Origin of the sequence: Halalkalicoccus sp. NIPERK01 (assembly GCF_030287405.1) — an archaeon.
GTDB lineage: Archaea > Halobacteriota > Halobacteria > Halobacteriales > Halalkalicoccaceae > Halalkalicoccus.
Map to the genome: position 1 here is coordinate 84,373 of NZ_JASVVV010000009.1, position 18,298 is coordinate 102,670.

An 18,298-nucleotide genomic window follows, 5' to 3' on the forward strand; every position below is an offset into this window, starting at 1 on the left:
AATCGTAGATAATTATCCGAAAAAGGTGGTAATACGGTAGGAATTGACGCTTGAGGCCCTATCCATAGTAGTCCTCGTTTAGAATTTGACCGTTACCCATATCACAGAACCTCTTCACCTGCTGTAGTTTCAACTTCCGCTGGGCCGAGTATCTATATAGCGACATAGGATATATACACTACAGTCATTATCTGAGTGAATTTTGTGTTGTTATTGTTTTCTGGATTAGAAAATCACCCCACACAAAGTATAAGTAGATTTGGAATAACGCTCTAACCACCGAAAACCCAGGGCTTAGAATCAGGGAAACACACAGCGAATCGCCTTCCCTAACGCGATTTCGTTCACCTGACTGAGAAGCCGAAACACAACGCTGCTCCACTCGCGAACCCGTCATGCCCGCCATCATCCATGTCCACCGACCCCACCACCAACTCACCCCGCTACAGCACGATGGACCTTGAGGACTGCGAGGCCTTCTATCACGAGGAGATCGCCCAGCAGATGCGAGCCGACGAGCTCGATCCCGACCGCGAAACGCCGACTTACGCGTGGTTGAGTGACCACTATCGAGGGTTCATCGCGCATCTCTCTCGGAACTTCGACCTCTCACCCGGGGACTTCTACGGCGAGATCGGTGTTCCGCCAAACGACGACGGAGACGACAGCCCGTTCGCGTTCGTCGACGATCAGGATACGCGCCAGGCGCTCGAATCCTACCTCGTCGAACTCCGGGACCGGCAGGGACGCGCCGAATCGACGGTCGCGACCCGACGATCGGTGCTTCGCCGCTACGTCAGGACCTACCAGCAGGTGAACGACACCGATGATCTGCTCTCTCCACTCCGATCTGAGCAGGGAAGTTCCGAGGAGAAAGCCCATGTCGCGGACACCTTTGACGTCCTCCGGCGGCTCGACGAGACGCTGAACACGCACGCGTCGCGACGCAAGTACGTCCAAGAGGTGCGGCAGTTCTACCAGCACCGCGTCGACTTCGGAAACGCCGACTACGACCCGACGACGCGGCTCGAACGCCGATTCGGATGGGACTCGACGCCCAACTGGGACAATCCCGCACTCGAGGCCGACCAGATACAGGCGCTCTACCAGACGGCCGAGACGCCGGCTGACCGCCTCCTCGTCGTTGGTCTCTGTGGATGGGGACTGCGACCGAGCGAGGTCTGTGCCCTTCATACGCGCCAGCTCACGCTCACGCCCGATGAGGACGACCCCGAGGGCCCAGAGCCATATATCACCTTTGACGAGGATGACCGCAAGAACGGGCCGGGGACAGTCGCGTTGCTGGTCGGTACTGAGGAACTCAAGACACGAATCGACGATCTCCACGACAAACACGGCGACGACTGGAACGGCTACCTGTTGCCGTCGCCCTCGTCAAAATCCGGCCATATCTCGACCGAGACCGCCCGCCGGCACTTCTGTAAGCTCGCTGAGGAAGCTGGTATCACCGTCGACGAAACGGCGCCAACGCCGAAGATGGGGCGCCGATACTGGTACACGGCGTACGGGGCGGCGGTCAAACGGGTGGCCGATCGGTTTGAAGATATCGCGGAAGAGCAGGGTTCGAAATCAGCCGAGGTCGTCCTCGATAACTACCTCTCGAAGCCCGAGCGACGTCGCCATCGGCGGGATGAAATGCGTGATGACCTAGTCGGGCTGTTCGGTTCGTGACGCTCCATCGCTACCTACTGGATATCAGGAGCGTAGGATTGGAGGTGTGTAATCTCCATGTCGTCCGGCCATTCCACTCGCCCCGATGTTCGTTTCGCTCATTGTATTCGTTACGTTCGGTGAATTCATTTCTTTCGTTTCAGTCACCCCGCTCGTCTCGGTCGTTTCCTCCTATCGGCATCATAGGGGCTGCCTTCGTTACAGGAGGCTCTGGCCCAGTCGTCGGTCATCGGTTCTCGCCTCAGATCTGCGTTACCGAAATTCGTTGGCCGTGATCGTCTCGAGATATTCGACGCTGACGTACCGGAATTCGATACGGTCGCTGAAGCCGTGCTGTGGCAAGAGCGTCTCGGCCGCTCTCCCTGCCGGTTTGTCGGTCGTCAGAAGAACGACGTAGTCCGCCTCTCCGGTGTCGAGAACCTGTGCAGCAAGCCCAACGAGGGCCGTGTCCGCTTTCTCGGTGATGTCCTCGTTGCGGTCAGTCTCGTTGGCGATGAACCGGCGCGCTTCGTCCATCACCGTCGAAACGAGTGGATTAGTGTAGTTGAGTTCGTCAGCGACGACAATCCAGCCTTCCTCGAATCCATCGGGATATGGAATGTTCCCCAAGGGATACGCGTCCGCTGCAGGATCCCCTCCGAGCTCTTCGTAGACGCGTTGTGGGATACGCAATGAGATTCCAGCCTGTCGAACTGCTCGGCGAAGCCGTTGGAATTTATCTTTGTCCGGCCCACCACATCGTACAAAGACGCCGGTATCGGCGAGATAGACCGTCGTCATGCAGCCGCGTCGGCGTATTCGGTAGCAACTGGTTCTAGCGATTGGAGGATGATCTCGGCCTCAAGCGGTGAGAGATCGAGTTCTCGGGCCACAATGCGATGGTTGACCGTGCCGTCGACGTACTCGTACGCGTACTTCAGGGCGACAGCAAGGCCGTCGAGGCCATGGCGCTCGATGTAGACATCGATGTCTTCGTGCTCGTCGCGGCGAGCAACGGCTGCGATAAGGGCCGGCGTGATCGTTTGAGTCTCACCGTCCGTCGAGAGCGTGAGTGCAATTGACTCCGCGTCGTATTCGTACGGGCGCTGATTACGGGATTTTTCCACTAAGCCAGCAGTTTCGAGGTTCTGCACGTAGTCGTAGGCGGTCCCCTGTGGGATGTCGAGCGCGTCGACGATCTCAGAAACGGTGACTGGACCGTGTTGCAAGATGTGGGCGTACAGCCGAGCGAGCGCTGGCGTTTCGAGGAGGTCGGCGACCGTCTGCAGCTGCTGAATAGGTGGTCGGCCTGACCGAGGAGGTGAGTGTGCCATTTCGATTACGAATTATGGATAATTCGTGATAAGGGTTCCGGCGGCAGAGCGAAACTCGCAACCAATCCGATACTCTCAGTGAGATAGCCGCTTCCGCCAGCTCGGCCTTGGAGAAGCGGCGATGGGAAGTTGCAGCATTCGTGTTCACTGAACGCGTCAAAGGGCTTGAAAGGGGTCGCGATTACCGAGATAATCATGGCCAACAGACGTGATAGGAATATTGTGTGTAGAGCTCTCTTTGGCCCAAATTCGAGCTTTGAGGGGAATGTATATTATTTATTGCGATATCCAATTCCCCGGGTAGTACCGGACAGTTTCTCACAAGTCTTGGACCGAAACTATGGCCAGTTCACCGATAGCTAGTCCTGGCCAAGCTGGGAAAGACGGGCCTGAATTTCGTCGGCGTCGGCGTCTGAGAGCGCTTCGAGGCCAAACTGGACGAGAAGCGGGTAGAAATGCCGGTTCTTCTTGAACTCGTCACGACCGGTTTTCCGGAGCTTCAGCTGGGATTCAAGGTATGTATTCTCCAGGTCGTTGAGGATGTCGTCCGGAATGTAGATCGTCCGGCCGTTCCACTCGGTCTTAATGTTCGTTTTGCTCGTTTCTTTCGTTTCGCTCGGTGAATTCGTTTCCTGCGTTCCAGTCAATGAATTGGTTTCGCCTGCTTCGGTAACCTCACTCGTCTCGTTCGCTTCCCCTTCCTCGTCGTCCTCGTAGTTGCCTTCGATCCCAGAGGCGTCTCCCCAGCCATCACTCATGCTTCCACCTCCGTTGGCGGGGTTTTCTCGAAGGTTTCGTCGAAGAGATCGGCGATTTCGTTAAACAGCGTGCGCGCATCTTCTACGCGCTTGTTCTCCTTGTTGAAGCCGAAGATCGATACCCCCCCACCAATCGATTGGGAGAGATCCGTCCGCTTCGGAATCTCGAAGAGGGGTAGTGAGTACGCCGATTTAATTTCTTCAATCGTGTTTCGGTGTTCCGCGTTCTGTTCGACCCGATTGCACACGATTGCAAGGCGGTTAATGTTCCCATAGGCTGGTTCAAGCGCTCGAAGCTGCTTAGCAAAAATCTGTAGACTATTGGCGTTTAATTTTTCAGGAAGGACCGGGATCACCACGTTTCCGGTCGCTACAAGTGCATTATCTGTGAGAACGTTGAGGGACGGGGGAGTGTCCACGATAATATAGTCGTAGTCCTTGGCAAGTTTGTTGAGGGTCATTCCGAGTCGTTCTCGGCTCTTGGGAGCTTCTAGAAGGGTCTGGATGTTCTTATTGTTCGCGAGTTTCTCGCTGGCAGGGAGAATATCGAATTCCTCGTGCTCCACGATGATGTCGTTCACCGACTCCATCTGTTCAAAGTCGAGTACATCAAAGAGCGTCGTCCGGTCAGTGTCGTAGTACAGATCGTTGTAATCGAGCGAGCATGTGAGCCCACCATGGTAGTCGATGTCGACAAGAAGGACGTCGTGGCCGCGTGCGGAGAGTGCACCGCCAGTATGAATGACGTTTGTTGTTTTTCCCGCGCCTCCTTTTTGATTCGCTACGGTAATTCGTGCAGTGTTCGTTTCGCTCATTTAGTTCGTTTCGTTCGGTGAATTCGTTGTATTCGATTTGTTCGTTTCGATCGGTGCGTTCGGTGAGCGGATTTCGCTCGATGAAAGGAATTCCGTCTTGTTAAAACCCGCTGTTCGTTTGCATCAATGAATTCGTTATGCTCGTTTTATTCGTTACGCCTACAGAAGAGCGACTTTCAAGTCATATCGTTCATTGAATGCGTTCCCTCCAATTCATTCGTTCCGTTCGTTTCGCTCGTTTTATTCGTGACATCGTTTATCGTGGATGGTAAAGACGACTCTATAGAGGGTGAGTCGTAACTGATTCCGTGACCCTCTAACCAGCCACAAAATAGGGCATCAAGAGGAATCATCAGGATGGAGAATCAAGAATTTTTAACTGTTGGTAAATTATTGACGGGTGCTTCGTCATCAAGAGTCGGAATTCAATTAGCTGTATCGCACGGCACCACACGCCCTCCAAGACGATCAGACAGGCTGTCAATCGGCTCAAAAATAGATCCATCCGTCCAAACTACTACGACGGATTTGATGTCGTCGATGACCGCGGGCGCACTACAGCAACGCTACTCTATATCCATTTGAACAAGTAGATCACTTGAACTGACAGCAGGTTAGAGTGCCCGCGGATCGTCCTCGACGACGCTGGCGAACGCCACATTTTCCTGCACCTGGTCGATCTCGACAGTCGGTTGCTCGCCAGGTTGCGCACCGGAGACGATCACGACGTAGCCCCGCTCGACTTTCGCGATCCCGTCGCCCTGATCGCCGATCGTCTCGATCGTCACCTCGCGTACTTCTCCCTCGTCGACCGGCGGCTCTGGGGGCTCTCGGTGCCGTTCTCGCTGTGATTGGGCGGACTGCGGAGTGTCCTGTCCGGTGGTTGCTGTCGATGTGGGCGTATTCAACAGTGCAACACGATACGTCTCCCCTACCGTGAGGGCGTCGTGAGCGACCTCTCGCGATGGGATTTCGACAATGTATGCGCCGTCGCGTTCGTGGACGGGCGCACTGAAAACAGCGCGAAGCGAATCCGAAATCTCGACCATGGAATAGGCGAATAATTGGAAGGAGACGACTTAATTCCGTGGGCACAGCGACCCGCAAGGACTGCCTCTTCCTATTTTGTAACTAGTGTGCGGTTGCACAGAGTGTATTTCTCTGACGTGTATAGGAGTCGAGGCCGTCTCACAGTATCGGTGATCGATCGGTAGACTGGACATCCATGGGCTCCAAGAGTTTATTTACGATTACGAGGCCAGGGGGCGTATGCCAGCTGCAACCCCTGACGAATGGCTCTACACCGATTGGCTTCTGATCGTCCAAGCGCTGAACGCTGCAAAACACGAGGAGTGTCGGTGTTACGAGTGTGACACACTCGATTCGATGATCGAGGATATTGCCTGGTACTGGGATCTTGAAAAGCGAGAACTCATGGCTGCAGTAACCGCTGAGTAATGCCTACTTGGATCTCTACATTAGGGACCTGACTCGCCCTGTCCAGCCTGCTTTCGATCGCGAACGACGACTTCGACGTCAAGCTCATTTCTGAACTGTCGCACTAGATTCCGGGAGGATTATACCTCAATAATAAATGAGTGCGGCGAGAGACTGAGGTGTATGGATCGGCGTCGACTCGTTCTCATCGGACTCGTCCTTCTCGTCAGTAGCGCTGGCTGTCTCAGCAATGTAGACCCCGCGCCAACCGACAACGATACTGGAACCGACGACACCCCCACTGACGATTTCAACGAAGCGCTCGAGATCCACACGATCAACGTCGGGCAGGCCGATGCAACACTCATTATCGCCCCGTCCGGCGAGACGATGTTGATCGATTCAGGCGACTGGCCCAACGATGGACGAACTGTTCTCGCGTATCTCGATGCCCACGATATCGACCGGATCGATCATCTGGTCACAACCCATGGCCACGCCGATCATATCGGAGGACATGCGGCGATCATCGAGCACTACGAAACCGAGCGAAACGGTATTGGGGCGGTGTGGGATTCGGGTGTTCCCCACGATTCGGCGGCTTATGACCGCTATCTCACTGCCATTGAAGAACACGACGTAACCCTGTATACGACCCAGGAGGGTGACGAGATTCCATTTGATAACGAGGCGACGCACGCTACCGTCCTGAATCCGCCTGCCAATTCCGACAAACCGGATGATCTGGATTACAACGGCGTCGTCGTGTTGCTCGAGTTCGGAGAGACCTCTGCGCTGTTTACTGGTGATGCTGGCGCTGACGTCGAAGACCGCCTACTCGATGCCCATGGGGACGACCTCGACGTCGATCTCTATCACGCAGGTCATCATGGGAGTAAGACGAGTTCGACATCCGAATTCCTCGATACGCTTGCTCCCCAAGCAACGATTATCTCCTCGGCGTACGACTCTCAATATGGACATCCACACGAGGAATCGCTTGCGGCGTTCGCCGAGCGGGATATTGCTGCCTACTGGACCGCTGTCCATGGAACGATGATCTTCGAAAGCGACGGTGAGACATGGACGGTCGCAACTCAAACGAATGCAACGACCGATCCACTGGCACTGCGTGAGGAGCCCGAAGTCGAGGCTGAACCGGCCTCGCCACCGACTGAGCAGGAACCGATCGCAGCGCGTACGACTGGCGTGTCTCTGCTTCAAGAGAGGCGTTCCACCTCACCATCGGCGGCTGTCGCCACAGGAGTGATTGCATGACGCTTCCGGATGGGACGTATATCGGGACGATCGATCGAATCGAGGAGGGGATTGCAGTCATCTTGATCGAAGACGAGAAGCGTGACGCCGATGCCGTCGCAGAGAACGATGATCGGACATCAGATCGAGAGATCCGTGAGGAGATTCACTGTTCTGCAGACACCTTGTCCCAGCGTGCACGAGACGAACTGGGCGTTGTCAGTATCGAGCTCGTCGACGGTGAGATTGTCGAGATCGAGCACCAGTCACAGGCGACTCAACAACGACGGTCGGAGCTTCAAGATCGGTTCGACGAGCTGGCTGAGCGGCCGCCAGGACGTGACGAGAATCAGTAGGTAAGAATCTATATCCCTTGGTAGCGATGATCGCTCGTTCTTACGGTTATCTGGTTATCAGAGACGTCGTGAGAACTTGATAAGACACACTACAAATCGATTCATATGGGACCGTAACTATTTCAACCGACGGCAGGTACTTTGTCGGCAGATGTGCTACATACTAGCGTGGCATAATCGTGGCGCGGGATAGACGAGCCAAGGGTAACAGTGTACAAGGGACGATTGGGGGAGAGCTATAGCCCTACAATGAGTGGCTGGATACCTCTCTTTGAGAGTACTCAAATATTGGTGATGAAAGAGAATAGAAGCCCAGTTTCTGAACCAACGTCGTCAATAAGACGTCGGTGATCGAGCAAACCGTGGACATCACAAAGGACGTGGATATTCTGCTCAAGGGCCTCGACAACGACGTCTCGGTGGAGATGATTCGGTAGGCAGACGCTGACGGTGTCGATTTTTCCGTCGTCGAGGAGTTTTCTGTAGTCTGTATAGTATTCTGGAATCTCAAGCTTGTTCGCGACTGTGATAGCTTCCGTTTCTTCAGCATCACAAACGGCGGCGATTGTCGTACGATCGTGATTCTGGTAGGTTGGTATGTGCAACCGCTGGGCGATTGCACCTGTACCAATAACTGCGACATTGAGCGATCAGTTTCGAGTCCTTCTCGCTCGGAAGAGATCATAATTTCCGAGTTCATGCCAGATAGTCGTTCCCGAAACGCCGTTATCAACCTACGTCCAGCATTTGAGGTAAATAAATACTATTTGGAAATTCTCAAATCAACTTACGATTGCTATCTTTGGAAGTACGTTGGTGGCAGGACGACGGTATCTCCCTATTCTGGAGGAGAACAATGCGTGGGGTTCGTCCACCCCCATTCGATGGGGCTGTCGATCAGGGAAACGGTCACCGTCCTTGACCTCCTTGGCGTTGATCGCTCGTATCAAGCGATCTCTCAATGAACGTCGGTTCCCCGACAGCGCTCCCGACTCCCCTCGGCTGCGTCGATGGCGGGTCGCGGTCGACGAAACCGTTGTCCGAGTAACTGGTGAGTGGTACTGGCTGTATGCGGCGGTTGATCTCGACTCAAAGTTGCTTCTGGCCGTGGAACTTTCGCGGCGGCGGGGGCACGCCCCCGCCGCTGCGTCCCTCAAGCAGCTCCATGACCGCTACGACCTCTCTGCGACTGAGTTTCGGGTTGATGGTATGAGCTACTGACCGCGGCAAGGGTGGTGAAATCCGAATACGAATACGCGTCGCTGAACTCGCGTTCGCGGCACATCAAGTCTCTCTCTGAATGACAGCCAATGACAAATCGAGTGTCAACGGTGATCGGGCATACTTCGAGCAGAACGCGATCGCCTTCCTCAGCGATCACTTGGCCGAGACACTGCGAGGCTACCTGTGCGTCGAATCCGGATTCAGGCGGTCACGTAGTTCCTCTTCGTACCCATACTCTGAATTCAGACGGTACTCTCCTTGTTCACCTGTCCATCGACTATCGATGAGATCGCGGGCGAACTCCCTCCCGTATTTTCGGCTGAATCCAGAGAGGATACCGGCCATCGCCCCACCTCCTGTACCCAACGAGAGGGCGTATTCGTTCTGTATCTCCTGGCGGATGTCTTCACTCAGGACCCACTCGTCCGCGTCCAAAAGGATTCGGAGAAACGCCTCCTGTCGATCAGTCAATCGTCTGAAAAAGTCGCCCGGTAGCTGCTCGTACTCCGATTCGTGAGTCGCCGTTTCGGAGGCCGAGATGCTCGCGCCGTCGTGTTCGGTGGTGAGCGGCCACTCATTGAGTGCGAAGTCGACGATATCCTGTTCGCGCGCTTCGAGTTCGTCTCGCCCGAACTCCTCGTAATTGGCCAACACCTGCTGCACCCGTAAGATAGAGGATTGATACTCTTTTTCTCGATCGCCTTCTGCCGTCTTTTTCTCTGCAAACGGGAGATTGCCGTAGGAGCTATTCCAGTAGGTGCTGGCAATTGTAAGATTACCGAGTCGATGGACGTTGTCCTCGAACACCTCGCGGAGATTCTCGGGGATGTCCTCGTCGTCGAGGTTTCGCGCAAGGATGTGTTCGACGCCGAAATCAGTCGAGAGAATATGTTCGAGATCATGTTCGACGTACTCTCCCACCTCGACCCCGAGTTCTTGGCCGTAATGGGACAGGAGGTATCGCACGTCTCGACTGGACATCGACTTGTAGAGCTCGGGATCCCGCAGCAACCGTTCGAAGCGATCATCTGCGGTATAGATCCGAGTGATAGACGCAAGCCGGTTGAGGATATCCTCGACTCGCATCGTCTTGTCAGTATGGATATCGTGCGCGAGGCGGACGAGCCGGCCGCGTCCGGTATCAGAGCGTCGATTATCGACGGCGTACATCCGAAACACGAGTGTCTCACAGGCATGAACAATGTCCGCCATCTCCTCCGGGGCCACGTCACCATACTCCAACTGGGCCGCCATCAGGACAGGGAGGACATTCGCGAGCCGCCCAAGCGCGAGCAGTCGTTCTAACGCAGACTCGACGGGAGCGGGACGTTGGGTGGGACGGAATAGTGCGGCAAAGGCTGACCCAGCTTCTCGCAGATCCGTCGTGTACGCGTCGATCTCTGCCTGCACGCCCTCATAATCGCCCTCCCGATACAAGCGTCGAAGCCGGGTTTTGAGCGCCCCGAGACTGTCGAAGTACTCGTTGGCATTGTACCCGTCGTAGAGGCCCCAGTGGAAGCGCTGGAAGCTGTCCTCATCGAAATCGCTGACGCGGTCGTGGCCGTTCGAGAGGACGAACAACTCCTTATAGATGCCCCCAAACCGCTGTTTGATCTTCTCTTCGAGTGCACCCCGATTGCTTGAACGGTCGTCCATATACATTAGAAAGCTCTTCATCTTGTCAAGTGTGGAGAGGGGCTTCCCGCGATCGTTCAGACTCTCGAAGATGGACGCCGCCTCAGAATCGTCCTCGATCTCGACGACGTTGATCGTGCAGCTGTAGCGCAGTCGCTCCGAAATCTCTCGCACCGAGACGTTGACCGGCGGGTTCTCGAACGCCGCCTCGAAGAATGTGTATGCGTGAGCGAGCCGCTCTTGGGAGGGCGTCGTCTGCTCCAATGTCGAGTCGCCAAACAGGCTATCGCGAAAGTATTCCTCGTCTTGATCTTGTGGCAGCAGTCGCGGACGTTCGTCGACGGGGAAGATCAGATTGTCTGTTTCTACTGATTCCTTGACAACATCATCAACCTGTGTTGCGACGTAAAGCAAGATGAGCGCCGTCGTCAACCGCTGTTGGCCGTCCACGACATCGAACACGTTGAGCTGGCGACCTTTGTCCGTCCGGTACGGCTCGTCCCGCTTATCCAGGATAACGTTTCCGAAGAAATGACTCGAGCCCTCGGGCAGATATTGGAGGTCGTCCAGAAGATCCTCTAACTGTGATTGCTCCCACGAGTAGCTTCGCTGGTATGACGGGATATCGAACAGGCCGTCCTGATACAGAGACGCGAGCGTCTCAGTACGTGTTTGCATGGTTCACGCAGATTTACCGCCTCAATAGTTCTTGTGATGGTTCCCATTTACAAAAGCAATGAGCTATTCAACGCGGATTCATACGTCTGGCTGTCTCACGTGGTTGCGTTTTGATCGGCCAGGATGCTACTCGACGAGCGCGGTGATATCGCTCGCCCGCTGGTCGTCGGTTACGAGCTTCGAGAACCGCCATTCAAGGTCGCCAAGGAGGAGTTCGTACCCCTCGTCGGTCAGCTCGTACTGATTCGTCCGCTTATCGAGTTCGCTCTTCGCGACGAACCCGCGCTCGACGAGGTCGTCGAGGTTCGGGTACAGACGGCCATGATCGACCTCGCTCCCGTAGTAGCTCTCGAGTTCGCGTTTGATCGCCAGCCCGTACATCGGTTCCTCGCCGAGCACGGTCAGGATGTTCTGTTGAAAAGCGGTCAAATCGTGTGCGGTGCGCTGCTGCTGTTCGGTGCCCGGAACGGTTTGTGCTCTGACATCATCTCAGTTGACACTGTCATCCTGAATAACGGTTCTGGATTTCCACGGTTTGGTTATTCGGCGAGTATTCGACGAACTCTTCGATAACTGATTGCGTGATCCACCGATCACTGAGAGCGGACGTAGTAACGGGACAATCAGCGCAGGCTGCTGTTGACGACCTCGGTCGGCAACTCCTGATACGCAGAGGGATGCGCATATTCCTTGAACGTTAGCGAGAGCTGATGGCAGACTGTCTGTGTGCGTGAGTCGTAGTCGACCGTCCCGACGTCAGCTAACTGGCGGAGTGCTTCATCGATGAATCGTCGAGCCTGACAACCCCCATCGGGCGTTTAATCCACCCAGAGCAGATCGAACGTCCGTGTGCTCGTTTTCGGGGCTCCTTCAGTCGAGGACCACCATGTTTACGACCCGGGGCAGTCTTCTGACGGCGACCGAATACCCGTACTAGCCTCGGTGATCGCGCTTCATCTAAGTGGCACTGTAGACGTGATAGGCACTCGCCGAGTGCATTGTCGAACCTCGCGGTAGACGTCGTCTTCGGATATAATTTGCCGAGCTATCTCTCTGAACCATTATCGTCGAGCGACGATCCGGGTCTGCGCGCCGTCTCCACCCCTAATCTTCAGGGGGAACGCGCGGATCGCTAGTCGTTCGCCGGCGACGGCGTCCAGCCCGCCGAGGTGTTCGGCGATGAGTACGCCGTTGCCCAAGAGTGTACGGTGTACCGGATACTTGTTCCATTCCTCCTCTCGGAAGAGTCCGGGGAGGTCCGGGGTGATCGTGTCGATTCCCACAAGGCGCACGTCCCGTTCGACCAGCCACTTGGCGAGTTTGGTGGAGAGCCATGGGTGAGGATCGTAGTTGTCGTTACCGTACTTGTGACACCAGCCGGTGTAGATTAACACGATGTCATCTGGTTTCACGTCGCCCGGCGCCGACTGGAACTCCTCAAGCGAGATCTTCGTGGGCTCGTCGCGAGAAACGTCAACGACGACTCCGCTTCCGGCGAAGAATCCGACTTCGAAGTCGTCAATCGTCCTGCCGCCTTCCACGAGGTGTCGTGGTGCGTCGATGTGGGTTCCCACATGAGTGACAGCGGTGTATTGCGTTACGTTGATTCCGTCGTCGGCGACGCAGGTTAGTGTCTCGAAGGACGGCTTCGGGTGGACGCTCGCGTGTGGCATCCCGTCATACAGGTCCTGAGAGAGGTCGATCCAGTGTGTCATAGCGTACCGGCCGCCCTTCTCGTAGATAAACGTTGGCGTCCCAAACGGCGGTCGCGGCGGCTGTGTGACGTTCGACTGCAGACGGCGGTGGTCGCAGGATTGTCGACCGCGGGACGCGACAGACGGAACTTAGTCCTCCGGATCCACTCGTCGCGCGACGAACTCATAGAGGGAGCCATATCTGCGTCATCTCCGAACTTCTTCTTCGCGTAGCCGCCGAGGTTGCGGACCGTGTCTCTGAGCAGTACCGGCGCGTCATTGTTATCAGCGAGACGACTGAACAACCGCATGTCCTTGTGAATCAACGCGAGCGTGAACCCTAGTTCGGACCGGCCCGGAATAATGTACGCGAGGAACTTACCCTCGGTCACGGCATTTTGACCGGTGTTCTCGTTGAAAATCTCCACCATCGTCTTTGGATCTATTTCGGTCCGTTCGCCCTCAATCACCTAGCGGACCGGCTCAGGTCCCAGCAGCGAGAGGAAGACCACCTCGCTCCGTTGAGCCCCAAAACGGCGTCCTCGGCGACGTCGACGTCCGCGACGCTCTCTCGTCTCCGCATCGACCTCAAACGCTGTCAACTCGCGTACGTCGTTGAGGAGGTGGCGAGTCATGCTGCCGCCCATGTTCCCGAGTCCGATGAATCTACCCGCAACCATATCTGTTAACGTTTATCCCGATCAATGATTGTTCTGATCCCCAGAGCGGTCGTCCGACAGGCGTGATCGCGATGAACAGGTAGGTCGGTTAGCCCATTGGATATCCCGAACTGTTTAATCGGCGAAATCTTCGTCTGTCAAGTCGACGGCAAACACAGCTGATATTTTTTCAGCGGACACACGAGGAGGTGGTTTCACGGTTCAAAAGATGTATGAGGGACGTTCTCGCGGTACGAAGAGTGATACCCTTCAGGATCTACTTACGAGTATGAAAATCGCGTTCGTCGTGTACGAGGGTATGACAGTGCTGGACTTCGTCGGCATCTTTGATCCCGTAACGCGACTCAAAACGATGAGGTTCCGCGACGACGTAGAGTGGGACATCTGTGCGACTGAACCGGAAGTGACTGGTACAGGCGGACTTGCCGTCACAGCAACGGCGATGGACGAGAATTTGAAGGGGTATGATATGATTGTTGTTCCGGGCGGCATGAACGTCAACCCGCTGATCGAAGACGAGACCTTCGTGGAGTGGTTAAAGACGGCCGCCGACTGCGAGTATAAAGTCTCGGTATGTACGGGAGCACTCCTGCTTGGAGCAGCAGGATTTCTCTCAGGACGACGCGCGACGACGCACCCGATGGCTTTTGACGAACTGCCCGAATACGCCACTCTCGTTGAGGATCGAATCGTCCGTGACGGCGACGTGATCACGGCCAGGGGTGTCACCGCCTCAATCGACCTTGGACTGTATCTCTGTGAATTGCTCGCCTCACCGGCGATCAGAGACGAGATCAAAGATCAAATGGACTACCCCTACGGCGAGGAACTCTTCGTTTGATGTCCTCGATCGTCCATCAATAGTAACAATTAGTTGACGTTGTGTCGGAAAACTATCATGTGGCAGTCCTTGGGGAACAGTAGAGTCAGTCCATTATCGGCTCTATGCTGTGATCGATATCGACTCACAGCTGCTATTGGGTATCGGACTGTTCAGCTGCCGGGTACTGATTCTGCTGCAGCCTTTTCTATTGACTGTCCCGGAAATTGATCCCTCCGAAACGATATGTCTTGTTGATAGCTACAGTCATCTGACTGCCTTCTCTCGATTAGGTTGACGTCGATTCAACTATCGTAACTGAAAAATATAAGAGCAATTTTATATTTTGAAGACGCGTATCGATCGCTTTCACTTGACGTGGGTCGGCAGTCGGCCTAACATCCGACGATAGGTACAAATCTTTATTCAGCAGTGTAATTTTCACCGACTACAACAAACACTCAACTTCCGTACATTAGTCAAACGGGGGCTAACACTAGACCGTGCGTGGCTACAGCATCTCTCCCTGCAGATTTAAATACAAGGACGAGAATCATTCCTCATGTTACCTGACCACATGGGGTGCGGCCGGTGTAGTAACTGGATAGAAGGTGGTGCATATGTCGTCAATTGATATGCAAGCGTTTCCGATCATCCCTCAAACGACGATTGGGAAGGTGTTCCTAGGAATCATCCTGTTCGCGTGGTTCGCTACAGCTCTCTCAGTGTTCGGGCTTGTGTTCAACGAACCCGAGTTGATCGGGCCGCTCCCCCAGTCGGCGTTCTGGCACTACCTTTGGTACGGAGTCATGCACCTCGTGCTGATCGGGACATACATCTTCCTATTCAAGCCGTGGGCCGATACGGTCGACAACACGGTGATTGAACCGGTGCAGGAGCGGGAGTCCGACGAGGCGGAGGTGATCGTCGGTGAGTGACCTCTTCCTCCTGCAGAGCGGTATTCTGACGCTCCAGAACGTCATCCTGGTGCTCGGTCTCTACATGGCGGTTGTGCTCATAATAGCCTACTACGCCAACAAACAGCTAAGCGTTGAACCGTCGGACTACTACCTCGGCGGTGGCCTCGGTACCATCGTCCTGACCGGGACGGTGCTCGCGACGTGGTACAGCACGTTCGCATTTTTGGGCGGCCCTGGCACGTACTACTCCAGTGGGACATCGTGGCTGTACTTTGCGTTCTTCAATATCTCGGGGGCGTTCTTGATCTGGGTGATCGGTACCCGGTTCTGGCTCCTCGGGCAGCGGTTCGGCCATATCACTCCCTCGGACTTGGTGGCGGACTTCTACGAGGGCGACGACGTCATCCGAATCCTCGTCGCGCTGATCGGGATCCTCGCACTCGTCCCCTACGCTGTCATCCAGCTCACGGGCGCCGCCCAAGCTCTCATCGGCGCCCTTGGCGTCCCCGAATACTTCACGTGGGGGGTCTTTACCCTCATGGGGATGGTCGCCCTGTATCTCTACGTCGGCGGACTACGAGCCGTCGCGTGGATTGACACTCTCCAGGGTGCGATCTTCATGAGCATGCTCGTCATCACCGCCGCCGCCGTCGCCTACTGGGCCGGTGGCATCCAGGCAGGCTTCTCACTTGCCCTTGAGAACAACCCCGATCTGTGGGTGTTCACCGAAAATGAGTCGCCAGGCGACTGGTACACCGGCGCGCTCATCTGGATGTTCGCGTGGGTGTTCGTCCCGCACATGTGGCAGCGGATGCTAATGGCCGACAACCCGAAGGTCATCGCGAAGACCGCGGTTCTGTCCGGGACGGCGGCGCTGTGGATCATCACTTTCTCGGCGCTCATCATCGGCGGGGTCAGTTCGGGGCTGATCCAGGAACTCCCGGCGGGGATCGCCGCCGACGGTCTAATGACGTACGTGTACACGCAGTTCGCGCCGGTCGGCGCGCTCATTATCGTTGTCGCCGCCTTCGCCGCGGGAATGTCGACGATCAGCAGCCAGATCCTGACGACGAGTTCGCTGTTCGTCCGCGACATCGTCAAGCGGCCGTTCCGACCTGACATGGAGTCCAAGCGCGAGGGGCAGATCGGTCGGTACTTCACTGTCATCTTCTCGCTTGTCGTACTGGCGTTCGCGCTGAGTCCGGCAGCCGAGCAGGCGATTATCCCACTCGCAACCGACGGCGTCGCGTTGGTACTGCTCTACATCCCCTGCGTGATCGGCCTCTTCTGTTGGGAGGGTGCCTCCACGGCGGGGACGAAGTGGTCGCTACTTGTCGGACTCGTCTTCATGCAGCTCGCGATCTGGACGCCACTTGGCGGCATGTTCCCGTTCTTTGGTCCGGCCGTATACGGCCTGGCGCTGACCGCGGTCGTCTACTACATCGTCTCAAAAGTCTCCAATCCCGTGCCTATGGAGCATCAGGAGGAGTACCGCGAGGTGCTCGTCAAGGGTATGCGTATCCACCGCCCGGATGACTCCGGCGCCACACCCGCTGACGACTGACGGCGTCGCCTCCGGACCGTTCTCTCCGTATTTTTCCGCGCAATCAAAAGCCGCGCGTTCCTCGCCCGACGTGACGCGGCGGTCCTCCCTGGTAGCGAGTTGACTCGCTCGGCCGCTGTCACGAGTTGACCACGAGCGGGTCCTCGAGTCCCGCGAGCGCCCCTCAGCGGCCGCCGCGCACGGCCGACCACGCCGGGTACGACGCCGCCCCGCCGAGTTCTGCCTCGATCTCCAACAGGCGGTTGTACTGCTCAACCCGCTCGCTCCGCGTCACACCCGTCTTGATCTGCCCAGCGCCGAGGCCGACCGTCAGCTCGGCGAGCCAGCTGTCGGGCGTCTGTCCGGACCGCTCTGAGACCTGCACGCCGTAGCCGGCGTCGACGGCTGCGGCCATCGCGTCCATGGCTTCTGACACCGTCCCGACCTGGTTGACCTTCAGGAGGAGCGCGTTCGCCGCGCCGAGATCGACCGCGCGCGCAACGCGGGCGGGGTCCGTCGCGAACAGGTCATCGCCAACGATCTGGACATCAAGTCGATCAGCGAGCCGTGCGAATCCAGAGAGGTCCTCCTCGTAGAGCGGATCTTCTATCGACACGATCGGGAACGTCTCCGCGAGTTCCCCGTAGACATCGAACAGTTCATCCCAGGTCAAGTCCTCGCCGCCGTACTGGTAGGTCTCGGACTCGAGGTCGTAGAGGTGTGTCGCCGCCGCGTCGAGCGCCAGTCCGAATTCGTCGTCATAGCCCAGTCGCTCGATCGCCCGCAACTCGGCGTCGAGCGCGTCGTGTGCGTCGTCCATCGGCGGCGTATACCCTCCCTCGTCGCCGACGTTGAGCGACGAGGCGCCCCATTCGTCCTTGAGAAGGTCGCCGAGTTCGTAATACACCTCGGCGCTCTTTCGGAGTGCGCTCTCGAAGGAGTTGGTCCCGATCGGGACGACTTGGTGCTCCTGGAAGTCGAGGCCGCTCTCGGCGAGCTCTCCGCCCTCGATCATATCGAAAAAAGGGATGGGAAGAAGCGATGCGTCTACGCCGCCCACGTACCGGTACAGTGGCAGTCCGACGCTGGCCGCGCCCGCCTGCAGCGTCGCGAGTGAGACGCCGGTCAGCGCATTGGCGCCAAGGTTCGAGCGGTCATCGGTCCCGTCAAGTGTGACGAGCCGCTCGTCGACCGTCCGCTGGCGGGTGACGGAGAGCCCCGAGAGTTCGGGTGCGATCACCTCGGTCACGTTTCGGACCGCACGGCTAACGCCCTGTCCTCGGTAGCGCTCGCCGCCGTCGCGCACCTCGACTGCCTCGTTCGCCCCCCTGGATCTGCCATGGGGAACGTCCGCCCGCCCCACAGACCCGCCGCTGGTCACGACCTCTACCCGAAGCGTCGGCTCCAGACGTCCGTCGAGGATCTCGCGCGCGTCGACCGCCTCGATCGTCTCTCCAGCCATGCCACGACCTCTCG

General features: G+C 56.6%; 19 protein-coding genes and 1 pseudogene. 8 read left to right on the forward strand and 12 right to left on the reverse strand.

Annotation, left to right across the window (positions count from 1 at the left end; translation table 11 throughout):
- Positions 1–411: 411 nt before the first annotated feature.
- Positions 412–1,692 carry a tyrosine-type recombinase/integrase gene (locus QRT08_RS17955; protein ID WP_286047360.1) on the forward strand — a complete coding sequence of 427 codons (1,281 nt, stop codon included), beginning with the start codon at positions 412–414 and terminating at the stop codon, positions 1,690–1,692.
- A gap of 252 nt (positions 1,693–1,944) precedes the next feature.
- Here the strand turns inward: QRT08_RS17955 and QRT08_RS17960 are convergent, their stop codons facing one another.
- The 5 genes from QRT08_RS17960 to QRT08_RS17980 form a co-directional block, all read right to left on the reverse strand.
- Positions 1,945–2,472: a PIN domain-containing protein gene (locus QRT08_RS17960; protein WP_286047361.1), complete on the reverse strand. Its 528-nt coding sequence runs from the start codon at positions 2,470–2,472 to the stop codon at positions 1,945–1,947.
- Positions 2,469–3,005: a DUF7437 domain-containing protein gene (locus QRT08_RS17965; protein WP_286047362.1), complete on the reverse strand. Its 537-nt coding sequence runs from the start codon at positions 3,003–3,005 to the stop codon at positions 2,469–2,471. Before QRT08_RS17965 ends, QRT08_RS17960 begins: the two co-directional genes overlap by 4 nt.
- 359 nt (positions 3,006–3,364) lie before the next feature.
- Positions 3,365–3,763, reverse strand: coding sequence for a DUF8160 family protein (locus QRT08_RS17970; protein WP_286047363.1), 399 nt, complete (start codon positions 3,761–3,763; stop codon positions 3,365–3,367).
- Positions 3,760–4,578: a ParA family protein gene (locus QRT08_RS17975; RefSeq protein ID WP_286047364.1), complete on the reverse strand. Its 819-nt coding sequence runs from the start codon at positions 4,576–4,578 to the stop codon at positions 3,760–3,762. Before QRT08_RS17975 ends, QRT08_RS17970 begins: the two co-directional genes overlap by 4 nt.
- A gap of 614 nt (positions 4,579–5,192) precedes the next feature.
- Positions 5,193–5,627, reverse strand: a complete 435-nt coding sequence (locus QRT08_RS17980) for a TRAM domain-containing protein (protein ID WP_286047365.1) — start codon at positions 5,625–5,627, stop codon at positions 5,193–5,195.
- A 220-nt stretch (positions 5,628–5,847) separates the two neighbouring features.
- On the opposite strand from QRT08_RS17980, the gene QRT08_RS17985 reads away from it, so the two are divergent.
- The 3 genes from QRT08_RS17985 to QRT08_RS17995 all read left to right on the forward strand — a co-directional run bounded on the left by QRT08_RS17985 (position 5,848) and on the right by QRT08_RS17995 (position 7,628).
- On the forward strand, positions 5,848–6,036 hold the full coding sequence (locus QRT08_RS17985) for a hypothetical protein (protein WP_286047366.1): 189 nt from the start codon (positions 5,848–5,850) through the stop codon (positions 6,034–6,036).
- A gap of 162 nt (positions 6,037–6,198) precedes the next feature.
- Positions 6,199–7,293: a ComEC/Rec2 family competence protein gene (locus tag QRT08_RS17990; RefSeq protein ID WP_286047367.1), complete on the forward strand. Its 1,095-nt coding sequence runs from the start codon at positions 6,199–6,201 to the stop codon at positions 7,291–7,293.
- A complete protein-coding gene (locus tag QRT08_RS17995; protein WP_286047368.1) occupies positions 7,290–7,628 on the forward strand; it encodes a hypothetical protein in 339 nt (112 codons plus the stop codon). The genes QRT08_RS17990 and QRT08_RS17995 overlap by 4 nt, the downstream gene beginning before the upstream one ends.
- 281 nt (positions 7,629–7,909) lie before the next feature.
- Here the strand turns inward: QRT08_RS17995 and QRT08_RS18975 are convergent.
- Positions 7,910–8,263 (reverse strand): annotated as a pseudogene (locus QRT08_RS18975) (Gfo/Idh/MocA family protein); the annotation flags it as partial.
- A 181-nt stretch (positions 8,264–8,444) separates the two neighbouring features.
- Here QRT08_RS18975 and QRT08_RS18980 point away from each other — a divergent pair.
- Positions 8,445–8,849 (forward strand): DDE-type integrase/transposase/recombinase, encoded by a 405-nt coding sequence (locus tag QRT08_RS18980; protein WP_369684862.1) that lies wholly within the window; start codon positions 8,445–8,447, stop codon positions 8,847–8,849.
- Positions 8,850–9,029: 180 nt separating this feature from the next.
- On the opposite strand, the gene QRT08_RS18000 is transcribed toward QRT08_RS18980, so the two are convergent.
- The 5 genes from QRT08_RS18000 to QRT08_RS18985 form a co-directional block, all read right to left on the reverse strand.
- On the reverse strand, positions 9,030–11,165 hold the full coding sequence (locus QRT08_RS18000; protein WP_286047369.1) for a DUF262 domain-containing protein: 2,136 nt from the start codon (positions 11,163–11,165) through the stop codon (positions 9,030–9,032).
- A gap of 126 nt (positions 11,166–11,291) precedes the next feature.
- A complete protein-coding gene (locus tag QRT08_RS18005) occupies positions 11,292–11,594 on the reverse strand; it encodes a PadR family transcriptional regulator (protein ID WP_286047370.1) in 303 nt (100 codons plus the stop codon).
- Between the two features lie 632 nt (positions 11,595–12,226).
- Complete coding sequence (locus QRT08_RS18010) at positions 12,227–12,880, reverse strand: cyclase family protein (RefSeq protein ID WP_286047371.1); 654 nt, start codon at positions 12,878–12,880, stop codon at positions 12,227–12,229.
- A complete protein-coding gene (locus QRT08_RS18015; protein ID WP_286047372.1) occupies positions 12,877–13,329 on the reverse strand; it encodes an NAD-binding protein in 453 nt (150 codons plus the stop codon). Before QRT08_RS18015 ends, QRT08_RS18010 begins: the two co-directional genes overlap by 4 nt.
- Complete coding sequence (locus QRT08_RS18985; protein WP_369684863.1) at positions 13,330–13,539, reverse strand: NAD(P)-binding domain-containing protein; 210 nt, start codon at positions 13,537–13,539, stop codon at positions 13,330–13,332.
- A 268-nt stretch (positions 13,540–13,807) separates the two neighbouring features.
- Between QRT08_RS18985 and QRT08_RS18020 the strand changes: the two genes are divergently transcribed.
- The 3 genes from QRT08_RS18020 to QRT08_RS18030 all read left to right on the forward strand — a co-directional run bounded on the left by QRT08_RS18020 (position 13,808) and on the right by QRT08_RS18030 (position 16,843).
- Positions 13,808–14,380, forward strand: coding sequence for a DJ-1/PfpI family protein (locus QRT08_RS18020; RefSeq protein ID WP_286047373.1), 573 nt, complete (start codon positions 13,808–13,810; stop codon positions 14,378–14,380).
- 614 nt (positions 14,381–14,994) lie between these two features.
- Positions 14,995–15,297 (forward strand): hypothetical protein, encoded by a 303-nt coding sequence (locus QRT08_RS18025; protein ID WP_286047374.1) that lies wholly within the window; start codon positions 14,995–14,997, stop codon positions 15,295–15,297.
- Positions 15,290–16,843 carry a sodium:solute symporter family protein gene (locus tag QRT08_RS18030; protein ID WP_286047375.1) on the forward strand — a complete coding sequence of 518 codons (1,554 nt, stop codon included), beginning with the start codon at positions 15,290–15,292 and terminating at the stop codon, positions 16,841–16,843. The genes QRT08_RS18025 and QRT08_RS18030 overlap by 8 nt, the downstream gene beginning before the upstream one ends.
- 163 nt (positions 16,844–17,006) lie before the next feature.
- Here QRT08_RS18030 and eno read toward each other — a convergent pair whose 3' ends face one another.
- Positions 17,007–18,284 carry a phosphopyruvate hydratase gene (gene eno, locus QRT08_RS18035; protein WP_286047376.1) on the reverse strand — a complete coding sequence of 426 codons (1,278 nt, stop codon included), beginning with the start codon at positions 18,282–18,284 and terminating at the stop codon, positions 17,007–17,009.
- Positions 18,285–18,298 lie beyond the last annotated feature (14 nt).

Coding starts and splice junctions, on each gene's coding strand:
- QRT08_RS17960 (WP_286047361.1), bottom strand. CDS start 2,472: ATGACGACGGTCTATCTCGCCGATACCGGCGTCTTTGTACGATGTGGT.
- QRT08_RS17955 (WP_286047360.1), top strand. CDS start 412: ATGTCCACCGACCCCACCACCAACTCACCCCGCTACAGCACGATGGAC.
- QRT08_RS17985 (WP_286047366.1), top strand. CDS start 5,848: ATGCCAGCTGCAACCCCTGACGAATGGCTCTACACCGATTGGCTTCTG.
- QRT08_RS17980 (WP_286047365.1), bottom strand. CDS start 5,627: ATGGTCGAGATTTCGGATTCGCTTCGCGCTGTTTTCAGTGCGCCCGTC.
- QRT08_RS18985 (WP_369684863.1), bottom strand. CDS start 13,539: ATGGTTGCGGGTAGATTCATCGGACTCGGGAACATGGGCGGCAGCATG.
- QRT08_RS17970 (WP_286047363.1), bottom strand. CDS start 3,763: ATGAGTGATGGCTGGGGAGACGCCTCTGGGATCGAAGGCAACTACGAG.
- QRT08_RS18000 (WP_286047369.1), bottom strand. CDS start 11,165: ATGCAAACACGTACTGAGACGCTCGCGTCTCTGTATCAGGACGGCCTG.
- QRT08_RS17990 (WP_286047367.1), top strand. CDS start 6,199: ATGGATCGGCGTCGACTCGTTCTCATCGGACTCGTCCTTCTCGTCAGT.
- eno (WP_286047376.1), bottom strand. CDS start 18,284: ATGGCTGGAGAGACGATCGAGGCGGTCGACGCGCGCGAGATCCTCGAC.
- QRT08_RS17965 (WP_286047362.1), bottom strand. CDS start 3,005: ATGGCACACTCACCTCCTCGGTCAGGCCGACCACCTATTCAGCAGCTG.
- QRT08_RS18010 (WP_286047371.1), bottom strand. CDS start 12,880: ATGACACACTGGATCGACCTCTCTCAGGACCTGTATGACGGGATGCCA.
- QRT08_RS18025 (WP_286047374.1), top strand. CDS start 14,995: ATGCAAGCGTTTCCGATCATCCCTCAAACGACGATTGGGAAGGTGTTC.
- QRT08_RS18020 (WP_286047373.1), top strand. CDS start 13,808: ATGAAAATCGCGTTCGTCGTGTACGAGGGTATGACAGTGCTGGACTTC.
- QRT08_RS17975 (WP_286047364.1), bottom strand. CDS start 4,578: ATGAGCGAAACGAACACTGCACGAATTACCGTAGCGAATCAAAAAGGA.
- QRT08_RS17995 (WP_286047368.1), top strand. CDS start 7,290: ATGACGCTTCCGGATGGGACGTATATCGGGACGATCGATCGAATCGAG.